The 19,529-nt window shown below is 70.8% G+C and carries 10 protein-coding genes; 5 read left to right on the top strand and 5 right to left on the bottom strand.

What is annotated here, in order from left to right; genetic code table 11:
* Positions 1 to 124 precede the first annotated feature (124 nt).
* Positions 125 to 10,669, top strand: coding sequence for a calcium-binding protein (locus FBY41_RS02465; protein WP_141841828.1), 10,545 nt, complete (start codon positions 125 to 127; stop codon positions 10,667 to 10,669).
* A 105-nt stretch (positions 10,670 to 10,774) separates the two neighbouring features.
* On the opposite strand, the gene msrA is transcribed toward FBY41_RS02465, so the two are convergent.
* Together msrA and thrS are read right to left on the bottom strand one after the other, a co-directional pair.
* Positions 10,775 to 11,479: a peptide-methionine (S)-S-oxide reductase MsrA gene (gene msrA / locus FBY41_RS02460; protein WP_141841827.1), complete on the bottom strand. Its 705-nt coding sequence runs from the start codon at positions 11,477 to 11,479 to the stop codon at positions 10,775 to 10,777.
* 115 nt (positions 11,480 to 11,594) lie between these two features.
* On the bottom strand, positions 11,595 to 12,824 hold the full coding sequence (gene thrS, locus FBY41_RS02455; RefSeq protein ID WP_141841826.1) for a threonine--tRNA ligase: 1,230 nt from the start codon (positions 12,822 to 12,824) through the stop codon (positions 11,595 to 11,597).
* A gap of 297 nt (positions 12,825 to 13,121) precedes the next feature.
* Here thrS and FBY41_RS02450 point away from each other — a divergent pair, with 297 nt between their 5' ends.
* On the top strand, positions 13,122 to 14,141 hold the full coding sequence (locus tag FBY41_RS02450) for a GNAT family N-acetyltransferase (RefSeq protein ID WP_141841825.1): 1,020 nt from the start codon (positions 13,122 to 13,124) through the stop codon (positions 14,139 to 14,141).
* A gap of 100 nt (positions 14,142 to 14,241) precedes the next feature.
* Positions 14,242 to 14,775, top strand: coding sequence for a hypothetical protein (locus FBY41_RS02445; RefSeq protein WP_141841824.1), 534 nt, complete (start codon positions 14,242 to 14,244; stop codon positions 14,773 to 14,775).
* Positions 14,776 to 14,792: 17 nt separating this feature from the next.
* On the opposite strand, the gene FBY41_RS23255 is transcribed toward FBY41_RS02445, so the two are convergent.
* Entirely contained in the window at positions 14,793 to 14,996 is a 204-nt protein-coding gene (locus FBY41_RS23255; protein WP_185748855.1) for a hypothetical protein, read from the bottom strand.
* Between the two features lie 579 nt (positions 14,997 to 15,575).
* Between FBY41_RS23255 and FBY41_RS02435 the strand changes: the two genes are divergently transcribed.
* Both FBY41_RS02435 and FBY41_RS02430 read left to right on the top strand, forming a co-directional pair.
* A complete protein-coding gene (locus tag FBY41_RS02435; RefSeq protein ID WP_141841823.1) occupies positions 15,576 to 16,754 on the top strand; it encodes a cystathionine gamma-synthase in 1,179 nt (392 codons plus the stop codon).
* 23 nt (positions 16,755 to 16,777) lie between these two features.
* Entirely contained in the window at positions 16,778 to 18,145 is a 1,368-nt protein-coding gene (locus FBY41_RS02430) for a glutamate mutase L (RefSeq protein ID WP_141841822.1), read from the top strand.
* Positions 18,146 to 18,343: 198 nt separating this feature from the next.
* Here FBY41_RS02430 and greA read toward each other — a convergent pair whose 3' ends face one another.
* Positions 18,344 to 18,829, bottom strand: a complete 486-nt coding sequence (greA, locus tag FBY41_RS02425; protein ID WP_141841821.1) for a transcription elongation factor GreA — start codon at positions 18,827 to 18,829, stop codon at positions 18,344 to 18,346.
* 276 nt (positions 18,830 to 19,105) lie between these two features.
* Entirely contained in the window at positions 19,106 to 19,489 is a 384-nt protein-coding gene (locus FBY41_RS02420) for a DUF4307 domain-containing protein (protein ID WP_141841820.1), read from the bottom strand.
* Positions 19,490 to 19,529: the final 40 nt, after the last annotated feature.

Below are 19,529 nucleotides of genomic sequence, written 5' to 3'. Positions count from 1 at the left end.
TCGACCATTTCGGTGATTCTGAGGACGTGTCGCGAGATCGTCACTACCTTGTGACGAGTAGGCCGCTCGATGATGCGCGACCAGGGAGTGCGCACGGGAGTGGTGCCCCTGATTCGGAGATGTCATGGTGCGCAAGGCGATTCGTCGTGCCCTCGGAGCCGGTCTGACCTCGCTCCTCGTCGTCGTCGGGGCCCTCGGGGGTCACTCTCCGGCGTTCGCGGCTGATCCGGATCCGGGCGTCGACAAGGTCGTGGCGCTCCTCGGCGGGAGCGGTGGCTCTTCGAACCTCGCGACGTGGACCAAGGGTCTGTCCACCCTCGGCTCCTTCGGCAAGCAGCTCCCCTTCGTGGCGGCCAGCCCGGGCGGCCTCGCTGGACTGGACGACCTCGTGGAGGAGGGCGTCGCCAGCACGCTCGCGGGTGCCTTGACGTGGGCTGACGTCGCCACCAGCGGCGAGGCCGTGCCGCTTCCCGGCGGACGCAACGGCGTCCTCGACATCACCGTCGACGACCTCGGTGAGGGCAAGCGTGCCCACGTCAACCTCGTCGTGTCGCGCACCGCCACGCAGCAGGCGCTTGCGGTGAGCTCTGCCAGTCCGAAGGTCGAGCTGTCGTCCCCGCAGGGCGTGACGGCCACCGTGGAGGCGACCCTGTCGCTCTGGGTGGTGTGGACTGGACCAACGACCAACCGGGTGTACCTCGCGAGCGACGACGCACACGCACCGCGGATCGACGTCGACATCACCGCGCAGCTGTCCGCCTCGGCCAAGGCCGCCGTGGGCATCCTCGGAGTCACCCTCAGCAGCAGCGACTTCACGGTCAAGGTGCACACCTTTGCCCGGGTCGACGACCCGAACAACGACGGCATCCTCGCCTTCGACAACGGCGGTGCGGGTGCCGGCGAGCTCGCGGCCGAGGGATCGCTCACAGGCCTCGTCACCGCGGCCCTCGACCCCAACGGCGCGCCGTCCGACGTCGGCGTCGCCGGCTCGGTGAAGGGCACCCTCGACATCGCTGCGGACACGAACGGCCTGACGGGAGTGGGCTTCCCGACCAATGTGGCCTCCAGCGTGACGATCTCGTGGCCGAACATCGCCGTCGGGTCGCCGACGGTCACCGCCCCAGACCTCGCGTCGCTGGTCGGCAAGTTCCAGAACATGAGCCTGCGCGACCTCGCGGACGGTCTCGCGCAGGTGGCCACCGCGCTGACCGGCATCCAGCAGGCGAAGTTCGACCCGGATGGGGCCGGACCCCTGCCCACGACCGGCAACCTCGACCTGCCCTTCCTCCGGGGCACGGTCGCCGACGCCGTCAAGGCCAACCAGGTGCTCGTCGACTTCCTCAAGGCCAACGTCATACAGCAGCCGGACCCTGCCCAGCCGAGCCCGCCGAGCTTCGACGCGTCGACCGTCGGCAATCCGACCTTCACCTCCCTGCAGGACCTCATCACCAAGCTCAAGGCGGCCGGCATCGGCCTCGACAACGTCAGTTGGGACCCGACGACGAGCAAGCTCGTCTTCCGGATGCAGATGACGAAGGCCGCGCCCTCGTCACCCGTTCCCATGGACGCCGGAAGCGCACGCACGTCGAGGGCCTCTGCGATGTATGCGGCCGACGGGCTCGCGCTGGACGACGGCACCAAGCCGTGGGCACCCGACCAGTGGGCCGGGATGCGCATCGTGGCCGGCACGTCGGCCGGCGAGATCGCCACGAACGACGACGACTCGCTGACGCTCTCGGGTCCGTGGATCGGAGGGAAGCCCACCGACACGACGCCCTTCGTCATCGTCGGTCCCGAGGCCCAGCTCGGTGCCGTCACCTTCGCCGACCGGCTCACCGACCAACCGGTGCCGAACGGTCCCCGACGCGGCATCCTGCGGGCCAATGCTCCCCAGACGTTCGCCACGGTCAAGCCCTCATTCTCTGCCGACCTCACCCTGGTGCTCGACCTGCAGGACCCGCGGACGGGCCAGGCGTGCGTCGGCTTCGAGGGCAACACCGAGCCGTGCCCCTTCACCCAGACCACCGGCACCTTCACGACGAACATCACCTCGCTGCCGCTCGGACCCGACCGCATCATGGTTCGCACGGGCAGCCCCCTGTTGACCGCCGACTTCCCGATCGAGACGAAGGTCGACCTCAGCGCCAACGCCGGCTTCTTCCAGGTGCGCCTCGAGGGCGAGCTCTCGGTGTGCAACAGCACCGCCGCCGTGGACTGCTCCGGTGCGGTCACCGGCAACATGCTGACGATCGGTCTGAAGCAGGCCGGGGACGCCCAGCACGACCTGAGGCTGCGCGACCTCTTCGCCCAGCTCGTCACGTCGACCCCCACTGGTGCCAGCCAAGCCGGTGGCCTGCTCGACGTCCACGTCAACGTGCGTGCAGCAGCCGACATGGCCGTCAGCATCCCCGAGGCGGACGGCTTCCTGCCCGCCGGGACCGACGTCGGGGTCAGTGCGACCTGGGCCGACCTCACGCAGCTCTCGGGCCCGTCGGGGCCCCAGCTCGACCTCAGCAAGCTCGAACGGATCTTCGCCCTCGACATCAAGCCGGGCTCGCAGGCGGAGCTCTTCGCGATCGTCCTGCGAACACTCCAGACGCTCGCGACACAGCTCGCCGAGGCCCAGCCCGGTGGGGCAGGTGGCGTCTACAGCAAGGAGATCCCGGGCCTTGGGGTGTCGCTGCGCGACCTCATGCGTCGTGACGCCTCCGGACAGGGTGCCGACGTCAACTACGGCGACAACACCCTCCAGCACGTGGGCCGGGTGTTCGACGCCTCGTTCGTCGGCCGCAGCCTCGTCGTCGGGACTCAGGTCGCCGTCGTCGCGTCAGCCTCCGGTGACACCGTGACGCTGACCGAGAAGTGGACGACCAAGCCGGCCGACGACACCGCGTACACCTTCCGTTCACCGCTCGACGACGCCGTCGACGCGATGTCGGCCCACCCGCCGCAGAACATGCAGGACCTCGTCGCCTTCCTCGACCGACGGTTGGGAACGGACGCCCTCGACTTCCGCTACCTCGACGACGGGGGCACCCCGAGCGTCGTCCTCGACGTCGACTGGAAGCGCTCCTACACGACGACCGCACCGCTGCGCCTCGACATCGGTGGCGACAAGACCATCTTCTCGGCCGAAGCGTCCGGGGAGGGTTCCGTCGCGGTCGAGGGCGGGGTGAAGGTCGGCCTCGTCGTGCCGCTCGCGCCGGGTACGGGACCGACCACGGCGGCGGCCCTCAAGGTGCTGGAGGACTCCTCCATCGGCATCGCCGCCGACGCGCGGTTCACCGGCTCGGCTGCAGGCACCCTCGGACCGCTGTCGATCTCGGCAGGCCTGCCGGGTGGCGGCGCCGGCACCCAGGTCGACCTCCAGGCCGACCTCAGCCTCGACCTCGCCAAGAGCGGGGCCAGCCCCGACACTCCTGTCAGTTTCTCCGACTTCCTCTCCGATGTCGCCGTCGACCTCAACGCGAGGAACACCCCGGTCGACTGCGGTGAGGCACTCACTGTCGAGCTCATGGTCTGCGGCGTCATCCCGCTCTACGCGACCGTCGCGGGCGGCAGCCCGACCTCGCTCGGCAAGGTGGCCCTCCGCCTGCCCGACACCGACGACCCTGCCGACCTCATCACGGTCTCGGGCAACCTTCCGGCGCCCGACGACACCACGGCCCGGCTCGAGCTGCCCGACCTCTCGGCGGCTTTCGCCAACGCCATCGCCGACTTCACGCAGATCGGCCCGGGCCTCGACGGCTACCTCGAGAAGATCGAGCAGGCGATGCGCCTCGCCACGCTCGACGGCAAGCTGCCGTTCGTCGGCAAGGACCTCCAGCAGGGTGCTGACTCGATCAACCGCCTGCGAGCCGAGATCAAGGCCAAGCTGGGCAACGTCCCGGCCAGCGCCGACGAGGCCCGTGACTACGTCAACGACAAGCTCAAGGAGGCCATCGCCGCAGCTGGCCTCAAGGACGCGAACCTCGTCGTCAACTACGAGTGCAAGGCCAAGCTCGAGCCGACCGGCGCCCCGACCCTCGTCGCAGACCCGGCAACTGCCGGAACGACGAAGTGGCAGTACAAGATCGTGGCAAGCCAGGGCACCGACGACGACACCGTGCCCTCCGACCCCGCGACCGTGTCCACCGCCTTCACCGACCTCGGTGGCGGCAACTCCATCGCACTCACGTGGACCGCCTCAGCTGGCGCCACGGCATACAAGATCCTGCGCAGCAAGGACGACGCGGACTTCGGGCTGGTCGCGACGGTGGACGGCAGCACGCTGACCTACACCGACAGCGACAACTCGGCACCCAGCACGTACGACGAGAAGACCTCCAAGCCGATGCTGCTCGCCTGCCCGACCGACAACGTCAACGGGGTGAACATCACCTTCGAGGTGCTCGCCGGGCAGGTCGACGCCGTCGAGGGCTGCGTCGCGGGCTCGGGCTGCCTCGGTGACGGCGCGTCGCTGCCGCTCGACATCGGCATCCCTGGCCTCGCGATCAAGGCGGGGGAGGACGACGCCATCACCTACGGTCTCGGCCTGCAGCTGCACGTCAAGGCCGGCATCAACACCGACGACGGCTTCGTCATCTACACCCACGACAACTGGCAGGGCGGTCAGCCCGCACCGGAGTTCGGCCTCGGTGCGCGCTTCGACATGCCCGCGACGATGACGGCGCAGCTCGCCTTCCTCGACATCGACGTGCAGAAGCAGGGGACGGAGCCACTCTTCGCCGGTGCGTTCTTCGTCGACCTCACCTCCACCGACCCGACGGAGACTGCCACCTCCACGCTGACGATCGCCGACATCTCAGGTGGCGACGTCACCTCGCTCTTCGGCATCTCGCTCAGCGCGAAGATCAAGGCCGACTGGCTGGTCAAGGCATCCGTCGACTCCGTACTGCCCGGTGTGCAGGCCAACTTCGTCCTCGGCTGGACGATCACCGACAAGAACATCAAGGACGTCGGCTTCCCGACCATCGAGTTCAAGCAGGTGGCCATCGACGCCGGTGGCTTCCTGTCGAGCCTGCTCGGGCCGGTCCTCAAGAAGGTCAAGTCCGTCACCGGACCGCTCCAGCCCGTCATCGACACGCTCTACGCGCCGATCCCGGTGCTGTCCGACCTCAGCAGGCTCGCCGGGGGCGGCGACGTCAGCCTCATCACGCTGGCGAAGACGTTCAACACGATGGCCGGCGGGCCCAAGCTCGACTTCGTCGACAAGATCGCCGCGCTGACGACGCTCGTCAACAACCTCCCCGACTGCGGTGGTGGTGCCGGTGACCCGTCGTGCCTCATCCCGATCGGCAGCTTCACGGTGAGTGGCTCCAGGGCCCTCGACACCGACGTGTCGCCGACGAGCAGCCTCGACCCCGGGGGAGCCAACTCGCTCATCACCACAGCCCTGCCCAAGAGCGAGCAGGAGGTCAAGGACCTGCTCAACGCCAAGGGTGGCCAGGGCAAGGTCTTCGGCGTCGGCGCCGACACCACGGGCAAGGCCAACCAGTCCGGCTTCAGCTTCCCCATCCTCGACGACCCGGCCTCGGTCTTCAGCCTGCTCATGGGCAGCGACGTCTCGCTCGTCGAGTTCGACAGTGGGCCGCTCACGCTCGGCTTCACGTGGCGCCAGGCGTTCGGCCCGGTCTACGCCCCCCCGCCGGTCATGGTGACGCTCTCGGGCTCCGCCTCGGTGACGTTGCGCTTCATGGCGGGTCTCGACACCGCCGGCATCCGGTATGCCGTGGAGGCCGCCCAGGCGGGCGCGCCCGTCGACGGGCTCAAGCTGCTCGACGGCCTCTACTTCAAGACGACGGACAAGACCGGCACGCCCGTGCCCGTGGTGCGGCTGGACGGTGAGATCGCCGCCGGGGCAGCGGTGACGGCTCTCATCATCACCGTCGGCATCGAGGGAGGTCTGCACCTCACCATCGGCTTCCACTGGAACGATCCCAACAACGACGGGAAGTTCCGGGTCAGCGAGTTCGTGCAGGCCGCGGTCAACAACCCCCTGTGCCTCTTCACGACGACCGGGCGACTCAGTCTCTTCCTCCGGCTCTACATCACCCTGGGCTTCTCGCCCTTCAGCGTGTCCTTCTCGATCACGCTGGCCGACATCACGCTGCTCGACTTCACGGCCCAACCCGACTGTGCGCCGCCACCACCCCGGTTGGGTGGCACCGAGGGCGACACGCTCGTCGTCTTCGCCGGGCACTTCGGCAACGACCAGTCCCGCGGCGCCCCCTGGGGCAACACGGCCGACACCGAGGCCGACGTCGTCAAGGTGACGGCACTGCGCTTCGCCCAGAAGAAGGGCGTCGACGAGGCCGGCACCAACCCCGACTTCGACGGTTTCAGGGTCCAGATGCTCGGCGAGACCCGGGACTACCTCGACGCGGGCCTCAAGAGGGTCGTCGTCGACGGCCGAGGGTCCTCGACCCCGCTCGTCGTGAGCTTCGTCGGCGACGGCAAGAAGGACTCGAGCCCGACGTCGACGACGACGCAGGCCGACCTGTCGCTCTTCGACAAGGACGCCGTCGTCTTCGGCACGCCGGGGAAGGACCAGATCCAGACCGGCACGGGCAACTCCTGGGTCGACGCAGGCGGGGACGCCGACCGCGTCGTCACGGCAGACCTGGCCGACAAGGTCGCCCGCGTGGCGGGTGGTCCGGGCGACGACGCCATCACGACCGGCTCGGGAGACGACTTCGTGTCGGGTGACGGCGCGCTGCCGGTCCTGACCAGGGCCTTCACCGCGGTCCTCAACCCGCTCGACGTCGAGAACTCGAAGTCGAAGATCACCACGGTCGCCCTCGATGACGTCATCGACTGGACGAAGCTCGACGTCGACCCCACCCAGGGCGACCAGGGCAGCGGCGGCGTCGACGTGATCAGCGTCGGCCTCGGGCACAACCGGGTCAACGGCGGCCCTGGCGACGACAAGATCGGTGTCGCCTCCGACCGGCCGGGGGCCACGGCCGGCACGACGATCCCCTCCGAGGGCAACGTGCTGATCGGCGGCCTGGGCAGCGACGCCGTCACCGGCGGCAGCGGCCCCGACAAGCTCTACGCCTCGACCGAGGGCGGCTTCGGCGTCGACGAGGACGGCACGGCCGACACCCTCACCACCCCGGCGGGCAAGCCGTCGATCCCCAACATCATCGAGACCGGGTCGGGCAACGACGAGGTCTGGGGGAGCACGGTCGAGGACGTCGTCACGAGCCACTCGAAGGGCTCGGAGCACGCCAGGATCATCGGCGGGGCAGGGCCCGACGCCCTTGTCGGCGGCTACGGCACCGACGCGGTCTTCGGCGGCCCCGGCGACGACTACGTCATCGCCGAGCCCAGCGAGGTCGGCGCCCGCGGCCTCGACGAGGCCGGGGCCCCGCGCGGCCCAGACGTCATCGAGGGAGTCGACTTCGGTGCGTACCGCTTCGTGCGGCACCTGCCCATCCCCTCCGGCGAGGCGTCGTCGAGCAAGACCCTCGTCGGCGGCCGGGGCAACGACCACGTGCTCGGCGGCGACGGTCCGGCGACCGTCTTCGGTGACACCCTGCGCGACGCAGCGACGGCCGGCGGGAACGCCGACGAGACCTGCCGGGCCGGCACGCCCGTCGCGTCCGACCCCGTGCCCGAGGGCACCACCGCCGCGAGCGGTGACGGCAACGACCTCGTCCTCGGCGGGGCCGGCATCGACACCGTCTCGGCCGGTGGCGCTCGCGACCGCGTCCTCGCGGCGGGTTCCGGCGACCTCGTCTGTGGCCAGGAGGGCGATGACATGCTCCTCGGCGACGACGGCGCCGACGGGGTCTGGGGCGGCTCGGGAGCCGACCGCGGCTACGGCGGCTCGGGAGCCGACCTCGTCTTCGGCAACGGCGACGACGACGTGCTCTACGGGCTGGCCGACGCCGACGTGATCGAGGGCAACAACGGCGCCGACTGGGCGACCGGCGGCGACGGCGACGACGTTCTCTACGGTGGCACCCGGGCCTCGGGCCGCACCGACACGGACGCAGCCGATGCCGGTGACGTGCTCGCGGGTGACATCGGGGTGGACCTTCTCATCGGCGACAACGGCACTGTGGACGACCCGTCGTCGTCGGCGGACGCCCCGGCGATCCCCTTCGACCTCGACGGCTCGGTCCCGAACGCCGGCCGTGGGGACCTCATCTTCGGAGGAGGCGGCGACGACACCGCATACGGCGGCCTCGGCGACGACCGGGTCAACGGTGGCGACGACGCCGACCACCTCGAGGGCAACAACGGCTCCGACACCGTCCACGGCGACGCGGGCGAGGACCAGGTCGTCGGTGGATCCTTCCAGCAGGCCTCGGCCGGCGTCGGCCGTCCGGACAGCGGTGACGTGCTCTACGGCGACGGCGGGCCCGACCTGCTCACCGGTGACAACGCGGTCGTGACGCGCGGGGTCGCGGCCGGTGACACGACCCCGGTGACGCGCATGCGCGGCTTCGCGTCGACGCACCGCGTCGTGCTGCTCGACCTCGGGTCGTCGCCGGTCGCCGGCACGTCCGGGGGCGACCTCATGATGGGCGGCGACGCCCAGGACGTGGCCTTCGGGCAGTCCGGTCCCGATCGGGTCAAGGGCGACGCCGCCGATGACTACGCGGAAGGCGGCCCGGGCATCGACTGGGTCGAAGGCGACGACGGCGACGACGACATCGTCGGCGGCAGCTCCACGCCCTCCGGCGGCTCGGGTGACACGACCTCCGGTCAGCCCGACTCCGACGACGCCCTCTTCGGCGGACGCGGTGACGACGTCTCGCTCGGCGACAACGGGCAGATCCTGCGTCCGGTCGCGGGCCAGGCGCCGACGTCGGTGACCGTCAGACTCGGCAGCACGACGGGCACCGCGATGATCCCCCGGGTCGTGCAGCCCTGGGACCGCAGCGTCACGACGGGACACCTCGAGATCCCGACCGCCGAGCGATGGGGCTTCGACCGCATCTCGGGCGGCGACGGTGTCGACGTGCTGGCCGGCCAGGACGGCAACGACGCGATGACTGGCGACTCCGGGGCCGACTACCTCGAGGGCAACGGCGGCTCCGACGCGCTCTTCGGCGACCTCGCCCTCGGGGCGGCGTCGGCGCACGGCACCACCGTGCTCCCGGTGACGGCCCCGTGGCCCGGCTCCGCGAGCCCGGCGTCGTTGCTCGTGGGATCCGAGACGGCTCCCGGCCAGGACGACCTCATCGGTGGCACGTCGACGCCCGCCTACCGCGACGGGCCCGACACCATCGAGGGGAACGGAGCCGACGACGTCGTGCTCGGCGACAACGGCTCACTGCTGCGAACGCTCACCGGTGCCGCCGGCGGGCAGTCGGAGACCGTGTATGCCGATCGCTACCCCGACGGGGCGGTGCCCTCCGATGCCACGCGGTCGCGCACGCACGATCCGGCACTGCCCGGCCCGAGCACGCGCTTCTGCACCACCGCCCAGGGCACCTGCGAGGTGACAGGCGCCTTCGGCGGTGACGTGATCTGGGGCGACGGGGGCAATGACGGCATCTGGGGCCAGGACGGCGACGACGCCATCTCGGGTGGCGGCGGAGACGACGACCTCTACGGCGAGCTCGGCAACGACACGATCGGCGGCGACGCCGGCGGCGACGCGATCGTCGGTGACCGTGGTGGTGTCGTCAACCAGCTCCTCAGCGCCGGCGACAGCCCGGCCGAGGTAACGACGTCGCTCAACAGCCCGCCCGCGGAGACCTTCACGGCCTTCCGTCGGACGGCCTACGACCGTCGGGTCGACCTGCTCCACGACGTCGATGGAGACCAGTGGATCGGCGCCTCGACCGACGCGCCCATGCCGCACGACGGCTTTGCCAATGGCGGGCGTGACCGCCTGCGCGGCGGACCCGACGCGGACGACATTCACGGCGGCTACGGCGACGACGTCGCCAACGGTGACAGTGGCGGCGACGAGGTCTACGGCGATGACGGCGAGGACGTGCTGTGGGGCGGCCGGGGGTGCGACCCCGTGCTCGATTCGGCGACGCCCGACTGCCTGACCGGTGGGACGTTCGACCAGACCTCGAGGGGGACCGACGATCGCTTTGTCGACCACCTCTTCGGAGGTGCCGGTGAGCCGGACGTCAACAAGCAGGACATCGTCGGCTCGGACCTTCTCGACGTGCGGCCCCGGGGCAGCTACGTGCCCGGCAGCGGGTGCACCAACGGTGACTGGCCGCTCACGTCGGGCAGCAAGAAGAACGCCACGACGGTGGATCCCTGTCTGTGGTTCACCATGACCGACACCGCCGACGCCGATCCGGTGGACAACAACCACCACCAGGGCACCGACTGGCTCTACGGCGGCTGGGACCGCGACGTCATGCAGGGCGACGTCGCAGCCAACGGGCCCAACCCGGGTGACCGGCTCATCGACTGGGTCGGGGTCTACAACCTCTACACGCACTGCAACGCGGCCTACGGAGGCTTCAACGACGTGCGCCAGATCTCGCCCCAGATGCAGACCTTCCTCCAGCAGGTGGCGTGGGGCACCGGAGCCGGACGATCGGCGTCGGACGTCACGACGCCCGGCACCTCCGCGTTCCGTGAGCTCGCCCTGGTCTACAGCGAGGACATCAACGACCACGGGTCGGGAGCGGCCTACCCGACGACCCCGGGGCACTTCGAGGAGGTGGCCTGCCAGAACTGAAAGTGAGCCACTGAGGAAGCGCCGAGCCACCCGCGTACGGGTGGCTCGGCGCCGTCACCGTGGCTCAGTGCTGGCTCAGTGCTGGCTCAGTGCTGGCTCAGGGGCTCAGGCCGGGGGAGCGATCTCCTGCTGAGACGGCAGCTGGTCCTGGCGCACGATGCCGACCGGGCAGGTGAGCCCGTTCGGCCCGTGGTTGCAGTAGCCGCCGGGGTTCTTGTGCAGGTAGCCCTGGTGGTAGTCCTCGGCGAGGTAGAACGGTCCGGCGTCGTCTGCGGAGCGGATCTCGGTCGAGATCTGCCCGAGGCCGTTGTCGTCGAGCACCTTCTGGAACGCCTCCCGGGTGGCCTCGGCGGCGAGCCGCTGCCCCTCGGTCGTCCAGTAGATCGCCGAGCGGTAGGCCGTGCCGATGTCGTTGCCCTGGCGGTTGGCGGTCGTCGGGTCGTGGTTCTCCCAGAACGCCTTGAGCAGCAGCTCGGGGCTCGTGCGGGTGGGGTCGTAGACGACGCGCACCGTCTCGGCGTGGCCGGTGAGGCCCGTGCACGTCTCCTCGTAGGTGGGGTTGGGGGTGTAGCCGCCCATGTAGCCGGCCGCGGTCGAGACGACCCCGTCCTGCTTCCAGAAGATGCGCTCCACGCCCCAGAAGCAGCCCATCGCCACGTAGAGCACCTCGGACCCGTCGGGCCACGGCCCCTCGAGCGGCGTGCCGAGCACGACGTGGGTGGGGTTCACGGCATACGGGCGGGTGTCGCGGCCGCGCAGCGCGTCCTCGCGAGCGGGCATCTGGGTCTTCTTGCCGAATCCGAACACCATGCCGGGTCACATCCTTCGTCTCGTCGGCGACTTACGTCCCTGTAACGTCCGAGCACCCTGCCGTATGCCGTGGGGCCGCCCCCGGGGGTGTGCCGTGTCGCGCGTGGCCCAGCCGTCAGGCCCAGTCGACGAGCTGCCGGCGGTGGTCCCGCGCCTCGACGACGCGCTCGACGAGCTGTCGCACCGGGACGACGTCGCGGAAGCCGGCCGCGACGTCGGTGACCTGGGCAGCTTCGTCAGCCGCCTCACGCGCGCCGACGACGGCAAGGATGCTGACACGTCGCCTGCGGCACTCCCGGATGCGCGACGAGAGCGACTCGTCACAGGCGAGCTCGACGCGTACGCCCTCGGCACGTAGCGCGTCGACGAGGCCACGGGCGGAGTCGTCCTGCTCAGCCGAGACGGGCAGCACCGCCACCTGCTCGGGGGCCAGCCACAGTGGCACCCGTCCGTCGTAGCGCTCGAGCACCGCGGCAGTGACGCGCTCGAGCGAGCCGACGGTGCCGCGGTGGATCATGACGACGCGATGCCGTCCACCGTCCTCACCGTGGTAGGTGAGGTCGAAGCGCTCCGGCTGGTTGAAGTCGACCTGCACGGTGGCGATGGTCTCCTCGTGCCCACGGGCGTCGAGAACCTGCAGGTCGAGCTTCGGCCCGTAGAAGGCGGCCTCGCCGGCGGCCTCGACGAGCTGCAGGTCCCGGGCGGCGAGGACGTTGCCCGCCGCCGCACGCAGGGCTTCCTGGGTCGCCTCCCACTGCTCGGGGCTGCCGAGCCACGCGTCGGAGTCGTCGCGCAGCGAGAGCCGGACGTGGTGGACGGGCAGGCCGAGGATCCGTTGCGCCTCGAGCGCGGCCCGCAGGCCCCGCTCGGCCTCGTCGCCGGCCTGGTCGGGGCGGCAGAAGACGTGGGTGTCGTCGAGGCTGATCTGGCGCACCCGGGTGAGCCCTGAGAGGACCCCGGATCGCTCGGCGCGGAACATCGGCGCCAGCTCGTGGAGCCGGATCGGCAGCTCGCGGTAGGAGTGGTTGCGCGCCGCGTAGACCAGGGCGTGGTGCGGGCAGTTCGCCGGGCGCAGCACGACCTCCTCCTCGCCGAGCCGCATCGAGGGGAACATGTCGTCCTCGAACTTGGCCCAGTGCCCGGACTGCTCGAAGAGGGCGCGCTTGCCGAGCACCGGGGTGTGCACTTCGACGCAGCCGTCGGCGTGTGCGAGGTCGCGGGCGAGGCGTTCGAGCTCGTCCCGGATGACAGAGCCGGCGGGTAGCCACAGCGGCAGCCCAGCGCCGGCAAGCGGGTCGGTCGCAAAGACGTCGAGGTCGTGGTTGAGGTCCCTGTGGTCGGTCATGGTGGTCTCCTGCGGATCGGTGGCTGGGGGACTCGACCCGGGAGACGGCGAACGCCCCGGAGTCGACTCCGGGGCGTGGGTGTAGCAGTGCTAGAGCAGCAGCAGCGCGCCGGAGTGGTCCGGCGTCGTCGTCTGCTGGCAGTGGCGCATGGTTCGAGGGTAGGCCCGGGAGCGATTGCGCGGCAACGCCATTGGTCGCCTGGCCGGCAATTCGCCAGCCAACGGGCGTATGCCGCCCGGCCGCGTCGGCGACAAAAGGGGTCGCATCGCTCGGGCCGGGTCGCCAGACTCTGGGCCGTGAGTGACGACGTCGAGATCCTGGCCATCGACCTGCTCGACCCTGCGCAGGACGCCCCGGCACGGGAGTGGATCGAGGTCCACGCAGCCGTGCAGCGCGAGCTCTTCGGGCAGCGGGGCAGCGAGTGGCCCCTCGAGGAGGTGCAGGCGCTGCACCGCACGGGCACGAAGAAGCGCGTCGACCTCGCCGGGTGGCTCGGTGACCGGTTGGTCGGGGCCCTCGAGGTGCAGCTGCCCCAGCTCGACAACCTCGACGCCGCGATGATCTGGCTGTCGGTGCGACCCGAGGCGCGGGGGCTCGGCATCGGCTCGGAGCTGCTCGCCCGGGCCGAGCGCATCGGAACCGACCACGGCCGCACCCTCTTCTTCGCCGAGACGGAGTGGGCCGAACCGGGGGCGGACGTCTCGGAGACGTTCGCGACGCACCGTGGATACGTCGTCGGCCAGACGGTCCTGCGCAGCGAGATGGCCCTGCCCGCCGACCGCGAGGCGCTCGAAGCGGTCGTGTCGGCCGGCGGCGCCGAGGACTACGTGCTCGACGGCTATGTCGACCACCTGCCCGAGGCGTGGCTGGACGACCGGGCCCACCTGCAGCAGCGGATGAGCACGGATGCACCGAGCGACGACCTCGCCCTCGAGGAGGAGGCCTGGGACGCCGACCGGCTCCGGGAGCAGCAGCAGGGGCTGCTGTCCGCCGGGCGGCGCATCGTCGAGACGGTCGCCCGGCACGTGCCGAGCGGGCGGATCGTCGGCTTCACCCAGGTCTCGGTGTCGGCGAACGAGCCGGCGCTCGCCTTCCAGCAGGACACGCTCGTGCTGCGCGAGCACCGTGGCCACGGGCTCGGCCTGCGCCTCAAGGCCGCCAACGCCCTGCGGCTCATGGAGGAGCTGCCCGGGGTGACCTCGGTGCGCACGTGGAACGCCGCCTCGAACGCGCACATGCTCGCCGTCAACCGGCGCCTCGGTTACACCGTCGACGGCTACAGCCGGGAGTGGCAGAAGGTGCACGCGACTGCATGACCACGCCGACTCGCCTGACGAATCCGGCGGTTCAGCAACGGAATTCGCACTCGCGCACGGCTATCGGTTGACTCAGACGCACATCAGCCAGGATCTGGCTTTGCCGTTGCCTGCCGACACGCTGACCGCACTCGACCCGGGCCTCGACCCCACGGCATACGGCGTGGAGACGGCGGTCAACGCGCTGCCCGAGGAGTGGCTCGAGGACCGGGCGCTGCTCGCGAGGCGGATGAGCACCGACGCCCCGATGGGTGACATCGCCCTCGACGAGCAGGAGTGGGACGCCGAGCGCGTGCGGAGGCAGTGGAACACGCCCAGCCCGATCTGGGCGGTCGAGTCGGTCGTGCGGCACGTGCCGTCGGGGCACCTCGTCGGCTTCACCGACATCGTCGTGCGCCCGGGCACTCCTCAGCTCGCGGTCCAGACCGACACCCTGGTCCTCCACGAGCATCGCGGGCACGCGCTCGGGCAGGCCCTCAAGGTCGCCAACCTCCGTGCGCTGCAGCAGGAGAAGCCCGAGGTGACGGCCGTGCGCACGTGGAACGCCGACAGCAACGTGCACATGATCGCCATCAACGAGCGGCTCGGCTTCCGGCCGGTGGGCTGGTCGCGGGAATGGGCCAAGGACCTGTAGCGGCGCCAGGGGTCAGATCAGAAGCCGACGCCCCCGCCGCCTCCGCCACCCCCGCCGAATCCGCCTCCGCCGCTCGGGCCGAACCTGCCGACGTCGAAGTCCTTCTCGACGACGTCGACGTCGCCGCAGCGCTTGCAGGTGAGCCGGAGGGTGCGGTTGGGCATCCGCTCCCGCGTCCACTTGTGACCCAGGACGAGACACACGAAGTTGCGCGTCGCCATGGATTCGAGTGTCCTCCCTTCGGCCCCTGGCCATGGCGGAACCGCGGATTCGTTCCGCCGGATCGGCGTCTCCGACCGCACGAGCGCGGCGCTGTGGGCGCGCGACCACGGCATCACCTGACGTGCGTGAGTCTCGTTGCCGCGCAACCGGTCTCGGCTGTCAGATGAGGTCGCACCGCTCGACGGCGTGCTCGAGGACCGTCGCCATCTCGGCGTAGCCGCGGTCGTTGGGGTGGAAGCGCGGCGTTCCCACCCGCGCCGGCGGAACCGGGTGCTGAGCTGTCCCACCCAGCCCCGGTCGGGGGCGCTCGCACCGATGCCCTGGGTCATCGAGTCGCCGATCGCCAGCCAGACGGGGCCGCCACCCTCGAGGACGGCACGGTTGTTCTCGGCCCACGCGGCGGCATACGGCTGCACCTGCTCCTGGACGGCACGGACGCCGGGCACGAGCGCCGACAACGCCGACAGGACCGGCCCACGCGGCCGGTCGATGAGGTTGGAGTAGTCGCAGGCGTGGCCGCAGCCGCAGCATCGCAGACGGTGGCGAGCCCTCACCCGGGTGGGCATAGGCTCGTCCTCATGTCTGACGAGCACGGTTTCTCCACGCGCGCCATCCACGCCGGCCAGGAGGCCGACCCGCTGACGGGGGCCGTCGTGCCCCCGATCTACCAGGTGTCGACCTACAAGCAGGACGGCATCGGCGGCTTCCGGAGCGGCTACGAGTACAGCCGCTCCGCCAACCCGACCCGCACCGCGCTCGAGGAGTGCATCGCGGCGCTCGAGGGTGGGAGCCGCGGCTTCGCGTTCGCGTCCGGGCTCGCCGGTCAGGACACCGTGGCCCGCTCGCTGCTCGTCCCGGGCGACCACGTCGTCGTGCCCAACGACGCCTACGGCGGCACCTACCGCTACTTCAACAAGGTCGCCCGGCCGCAGGGCATCGAGCACTCCATCGCCGACATGGGCGACCTCGACGCCGTGCGTGCCGCGATCCGCCCCGGTCAGACGAAGCTCGTCTGGGTCGAGACGCCGACCAACCCCCTGCTCGGCATCGCCGACATCGAGGCCATCGCAGCGATCGCCCACGCGGCCGGGGCCGTGCTCGTCGTCGACAACACCTTCGCGACGGCCTACCTCCAGAGCCCGCTCGCGCTCGGCGCCGACATCGTCACGCACTCGACGACGAAGTATGCCGGGGGGCACAGTGACGTGGTCGGCGGTGCGGTCGTGACGGCGACCGACATCCGCGTGCCTGGTCTCGAGGACGCCGAGGAGCGGATCGCCTTCCACCAGAACTCGATCGGCGGAGTCGCCGGCCCGTTCGACTCGTGGCTCACCCTGCGTGGCCTCAAGACGCTCGCGGTCCGCATGGAGCGGCACTGCGACAACGCCGAGAAGGTCGTCGACTTCCTCACCGGCCACGACGGCGTGTCGCACGTGCTCTACCCGGGGCTGCCGACGCACAAGAACCACGACGTCGCCGCGCGCCAGATGAAGCGCTTCGGCGGCATGGTGAGCTTCCGGATGCGGCGTGGCGAGGACGCTGCGGTCAAGGCGTGCGCCGCCGTGCAGCTGTGGACCCTCGGCGAGTCGCTCGGCGGTGTCGAGTCGCTCATCGAGCACCCGGGGCGCATGACGCACAGCTCGGTCGCGGGCACGGAGCTCGAGGTTCCGTCGGACCTCATCCGCCTGTCGGTCGGCATCGAGGACGTCGACGACCTCATCGCCGACCTGCGCGAGGCGCTCGACATCCACGGCTGAGTGCCACGGCGACCGCGCTGCCGATGACCATCCTCGCTGTCGACTTCGGCTCGACCTTCACCAAGGGCGTGCTGCTCGCCGACGACGGCTCGGTGCTCGGCACGGCCGCGACCGTCACGACGGGGACGCTTGCCGTGCAAGGCAGGCGTCGGGGTGACATCCTCGACGGCTACCGCACCCTGCGGAGCGTGCTCGAGGTGCCGGACGAGGCTGTCGTGCATGCGTGTTCGAGCGCCGGGGGAGGGCTGCGGCTCGCCGTCGTCGGCTACGAACGCACCGTCACCGCCCAGGCCGGGCACCGGGTCGGCCTCTCTGCGGGGGCAAAGGTCGTCCACGTGGCCGCGGGCGAGCTCACCTCGGCCGGGGTGGCGGACCTGCGCGCCGCCCGCCCCGACATGGTGCTGCTCGTCGGCGGCACCGACGGTGGCAACTCGGATGTGCTGCTGCACAACGCTGCACGGCTCGCGCGGGCGGCGATCGGCGGACACGGCGACCATGCCGTGCCGATCGTCGTCGCGGGGAACGTCGACGCCCGCGACCAGGCCGCGGCGGCCCTGAAGGAGGCCGGCCGACCGGTCGTCCTCGCCGACAACGTGCTGCCACAGATCGGCGTCATCGCGCCCGACTCGGCGCGAGCCGCCATCCGAGCAGCCTTCCTGCGTCACGTGATCGGTGGCAAGGGCCTGTCGCGCGACCCCGCCTTCGGCTCGATGGTCGAGGCGGCGACCCCGGACGTCGTGCTGCGCGGCGTCGAGGTGCTCGCCACGGTGGAGGGCGGTGGAGACGTCCTCGTCGTCGACATCGGTGGTGCGACGACCGACGTCTACTCGTGTCTGACGCCGGAGGGCGAGGACGCCACCCTGCGCAAGGACGTCGTGGCCCCCCTGTGGCACGCCCGCACCGTCGAGGGAGACCTCGGTATGCGCTGGAACGCCGAGCACGTCATCGAGGCCGCCGAGACGGAGCACCTCCTCGGTCCGGGCCCCGCGGACGAGTCCCTGCGGGCGTATGCCGCCCGCGTCCACGAGCGGCCCGCCTCCCTCCCCGTCGACGACGACGAGCGGCACCTCGACCTCGAGCTGGCCCGGCTCGCCGCACTCGTCGCCGTGCGTCGTCACGCCCGCCCGGCCCAGCCGACGGAGTCGCCCCGACCCCTCGCCAACGTCACGACGCTCATCGGGTCGGGCGGGGTGCTGCGCCACACCGACACGGCAGGTCGGGCGCACGTGCTCGGGGCCGTGCTGGCCGACCATGCTGGTGGCTGGAAGGTTCCGCGTGCGGCGAGCGCGACGGTCGACACGGCATACCTCCTCTTTGCCGTCGGGCTGCTCGCAGACCGCGCGCCCGAGCTCGCCCGCGCCCTCGCGGCCCGGATCCGCCACACCTCCTGACCCCGCCAGAGTCGAGTTCTCACTTTCCGACGGAAGGGTGGCGTCGGGATCTGGGCACTCGACGGGATCGGACGGGCGCGCTGGGTCGAGTGCCCACTTCCCGACGGAGGGGTGGCGTCGGGAACTGTGCACTCGACGGGGTGGGGGGACGGCGAACGGGCCGGCTCCCGAAGGGAACCGGCCCGTCCTGGGGCTCGCTCAGCCGGTGTAGGGCTTGGCGGCGATGATCTTGACGTCGATGGTCTTGCCGGTGGGGGCCACGTAGGAGGTGGCGTCGCCCACGGCCTTGCCGTTGACGGCGGCTCCCATGGGAGACTTCTCGGAGAAGACCTGAAGGTCGGACCCGTCGGCGATCTCGCGGTTGCCCAGCAGGAAGGTCTCCTCGTCGCCGAACATCTCGACCGTCACGAGCATGCCCGGCTCGACGACGCCGTCGTCAGCGGGCGTCTCGCCGATCGTCGCGGTCTGGAGAATCTGCGTGAGCTGGCGGATGCGGGCCTCCATCTTGCCCTGCTCCTCGCGGGCGGCGTGGTAGCCGCCGTTCTCCTTGAGGTCACCCTCCTCGCGGGCCTCCTCGATCTTGCGAGCGATCTCGATGCGACCTTCGCCCGTCAGCTGGTCGAGCTCCGCCTTGAGGCGGTCATGGGCCTCCTGCGTGAGGAAGCCAGCGGCAGTGTCGGTCACGGTGGTGTCACTACTCCTTGTAATGAGTCGACGCCCACACGCTGCGCATGGGCGTCCACATAAGCGCAGGGCCCGGCGGTGTGTCGCCGACTCGTGTTGCCGGCTGGCGACGGTTCCGGACCCTGATGAATGACCCAGCATAACAAAACCCCGCTCGGACGCGCAGTTTGCGTGCGCAGACCGCCGTCAGGGGCACCCAGCACCCGACGGAGTGCTCTGTCGATGGGGAGGGGTGGCCGAGCGCCGACGGAGTGCTCTTCCGATGGGGGGGAAGGCTCAGGAGCAGGTCTTGACCTCGCCCGTCACCGCGCGCGACGTCGTGCGCAGGGTCACCGTCTCCGTCGTGGTCAGGGAACCGGTGCCGGCCGGGGGCGGGGGGTAGGTCACGTCGATGCTGCCCACGGTCGCGAAGTCGCGGGCCAGGGCCTGGATCGTGCACGTCGTCGGCTTGCCGGCCGGACGGTTGAGCTCGAAGGTGACCCGCACCGACTGGTCGTCCAGCACCTTGTAGCCCGTCGTCGTGAAGCTCGCGAGCCCCACGGTCGAGGAGATGCCGAACCACACCGCGATCGCGACGCCGGCCGCGACGCCGAGGGTGCCGATGACCCACCACTTCGCCGTGCCGGGAGCGGGGCGGGGCAGGGTGGTGCGGGACGGCATACGGAGTCCTGGCGGTCGGGAGCCCCGGGCGGACGTCGCC

This window comes from Humibacillus xanthopallidus (assembly GCF_006716675.1).
GTDB lineage: Bacteria > Actinomycetota > Actinomycetes > Actinomycetales > Dermatophilaceae > Humibacillus > Humibacillus xanthopallidus_B.
This window is presented reverse-complemented; position numbering and strand designations above follow the sequence as displayed.

Bases quoted from the DNA above. Each gene is read 5' to 3' on its own strand.
- FBY41_RS02465 (WP_141841828.1), top strand. From the start codon at position 125: ATGGTGCGCAAGGCGATTCGTCGTGCCCTCGGAGCCGGTCTGACCTCG.
- msrA (WP_141841827.1), bottom strand. From the start codon at position 11,479: ATGGTGTTCGGATTCGGCAAGAAGACCCAGATGCCCGCTCGCGAGGAC.
- thrS (WP_141841826.1), bottom strand. From the start codon at position 12,824: ATGACCGACCACAGGGACCTCAACCACGACCTCGACGTCTTTGCGACC.
- FBY41_RS23255 (WP_185748855.1), bottom strand. From the start codon at position 14,996: ATGGCGACGCGCAACTTCGTGTGTCTCGTCCTGGGTCACAAGTGGACG.
- FBY41_RS02435 (WP_141841823.1), top strand. From the start codon at position 15,576: ATGTCTGACGAGCACGGTTTCTCCACGCGCGCCATCCACGCCGGCCAG.
- FBY41_RS02430 (WP_141841822.1), top strand. From the start codon at position 16,778: ATGACCATCCTCGCTGTCGACTTCGGCTCGACCTTCACCAAGGGCGTG.
- FBY41_RS02420 (WP_141841820.1), bottom strand. From the start codon at position 19,489: ATGCCGTCCCGCACCACCCTGCCCCGCCCCGCTCCCGGCACGGCGAAG.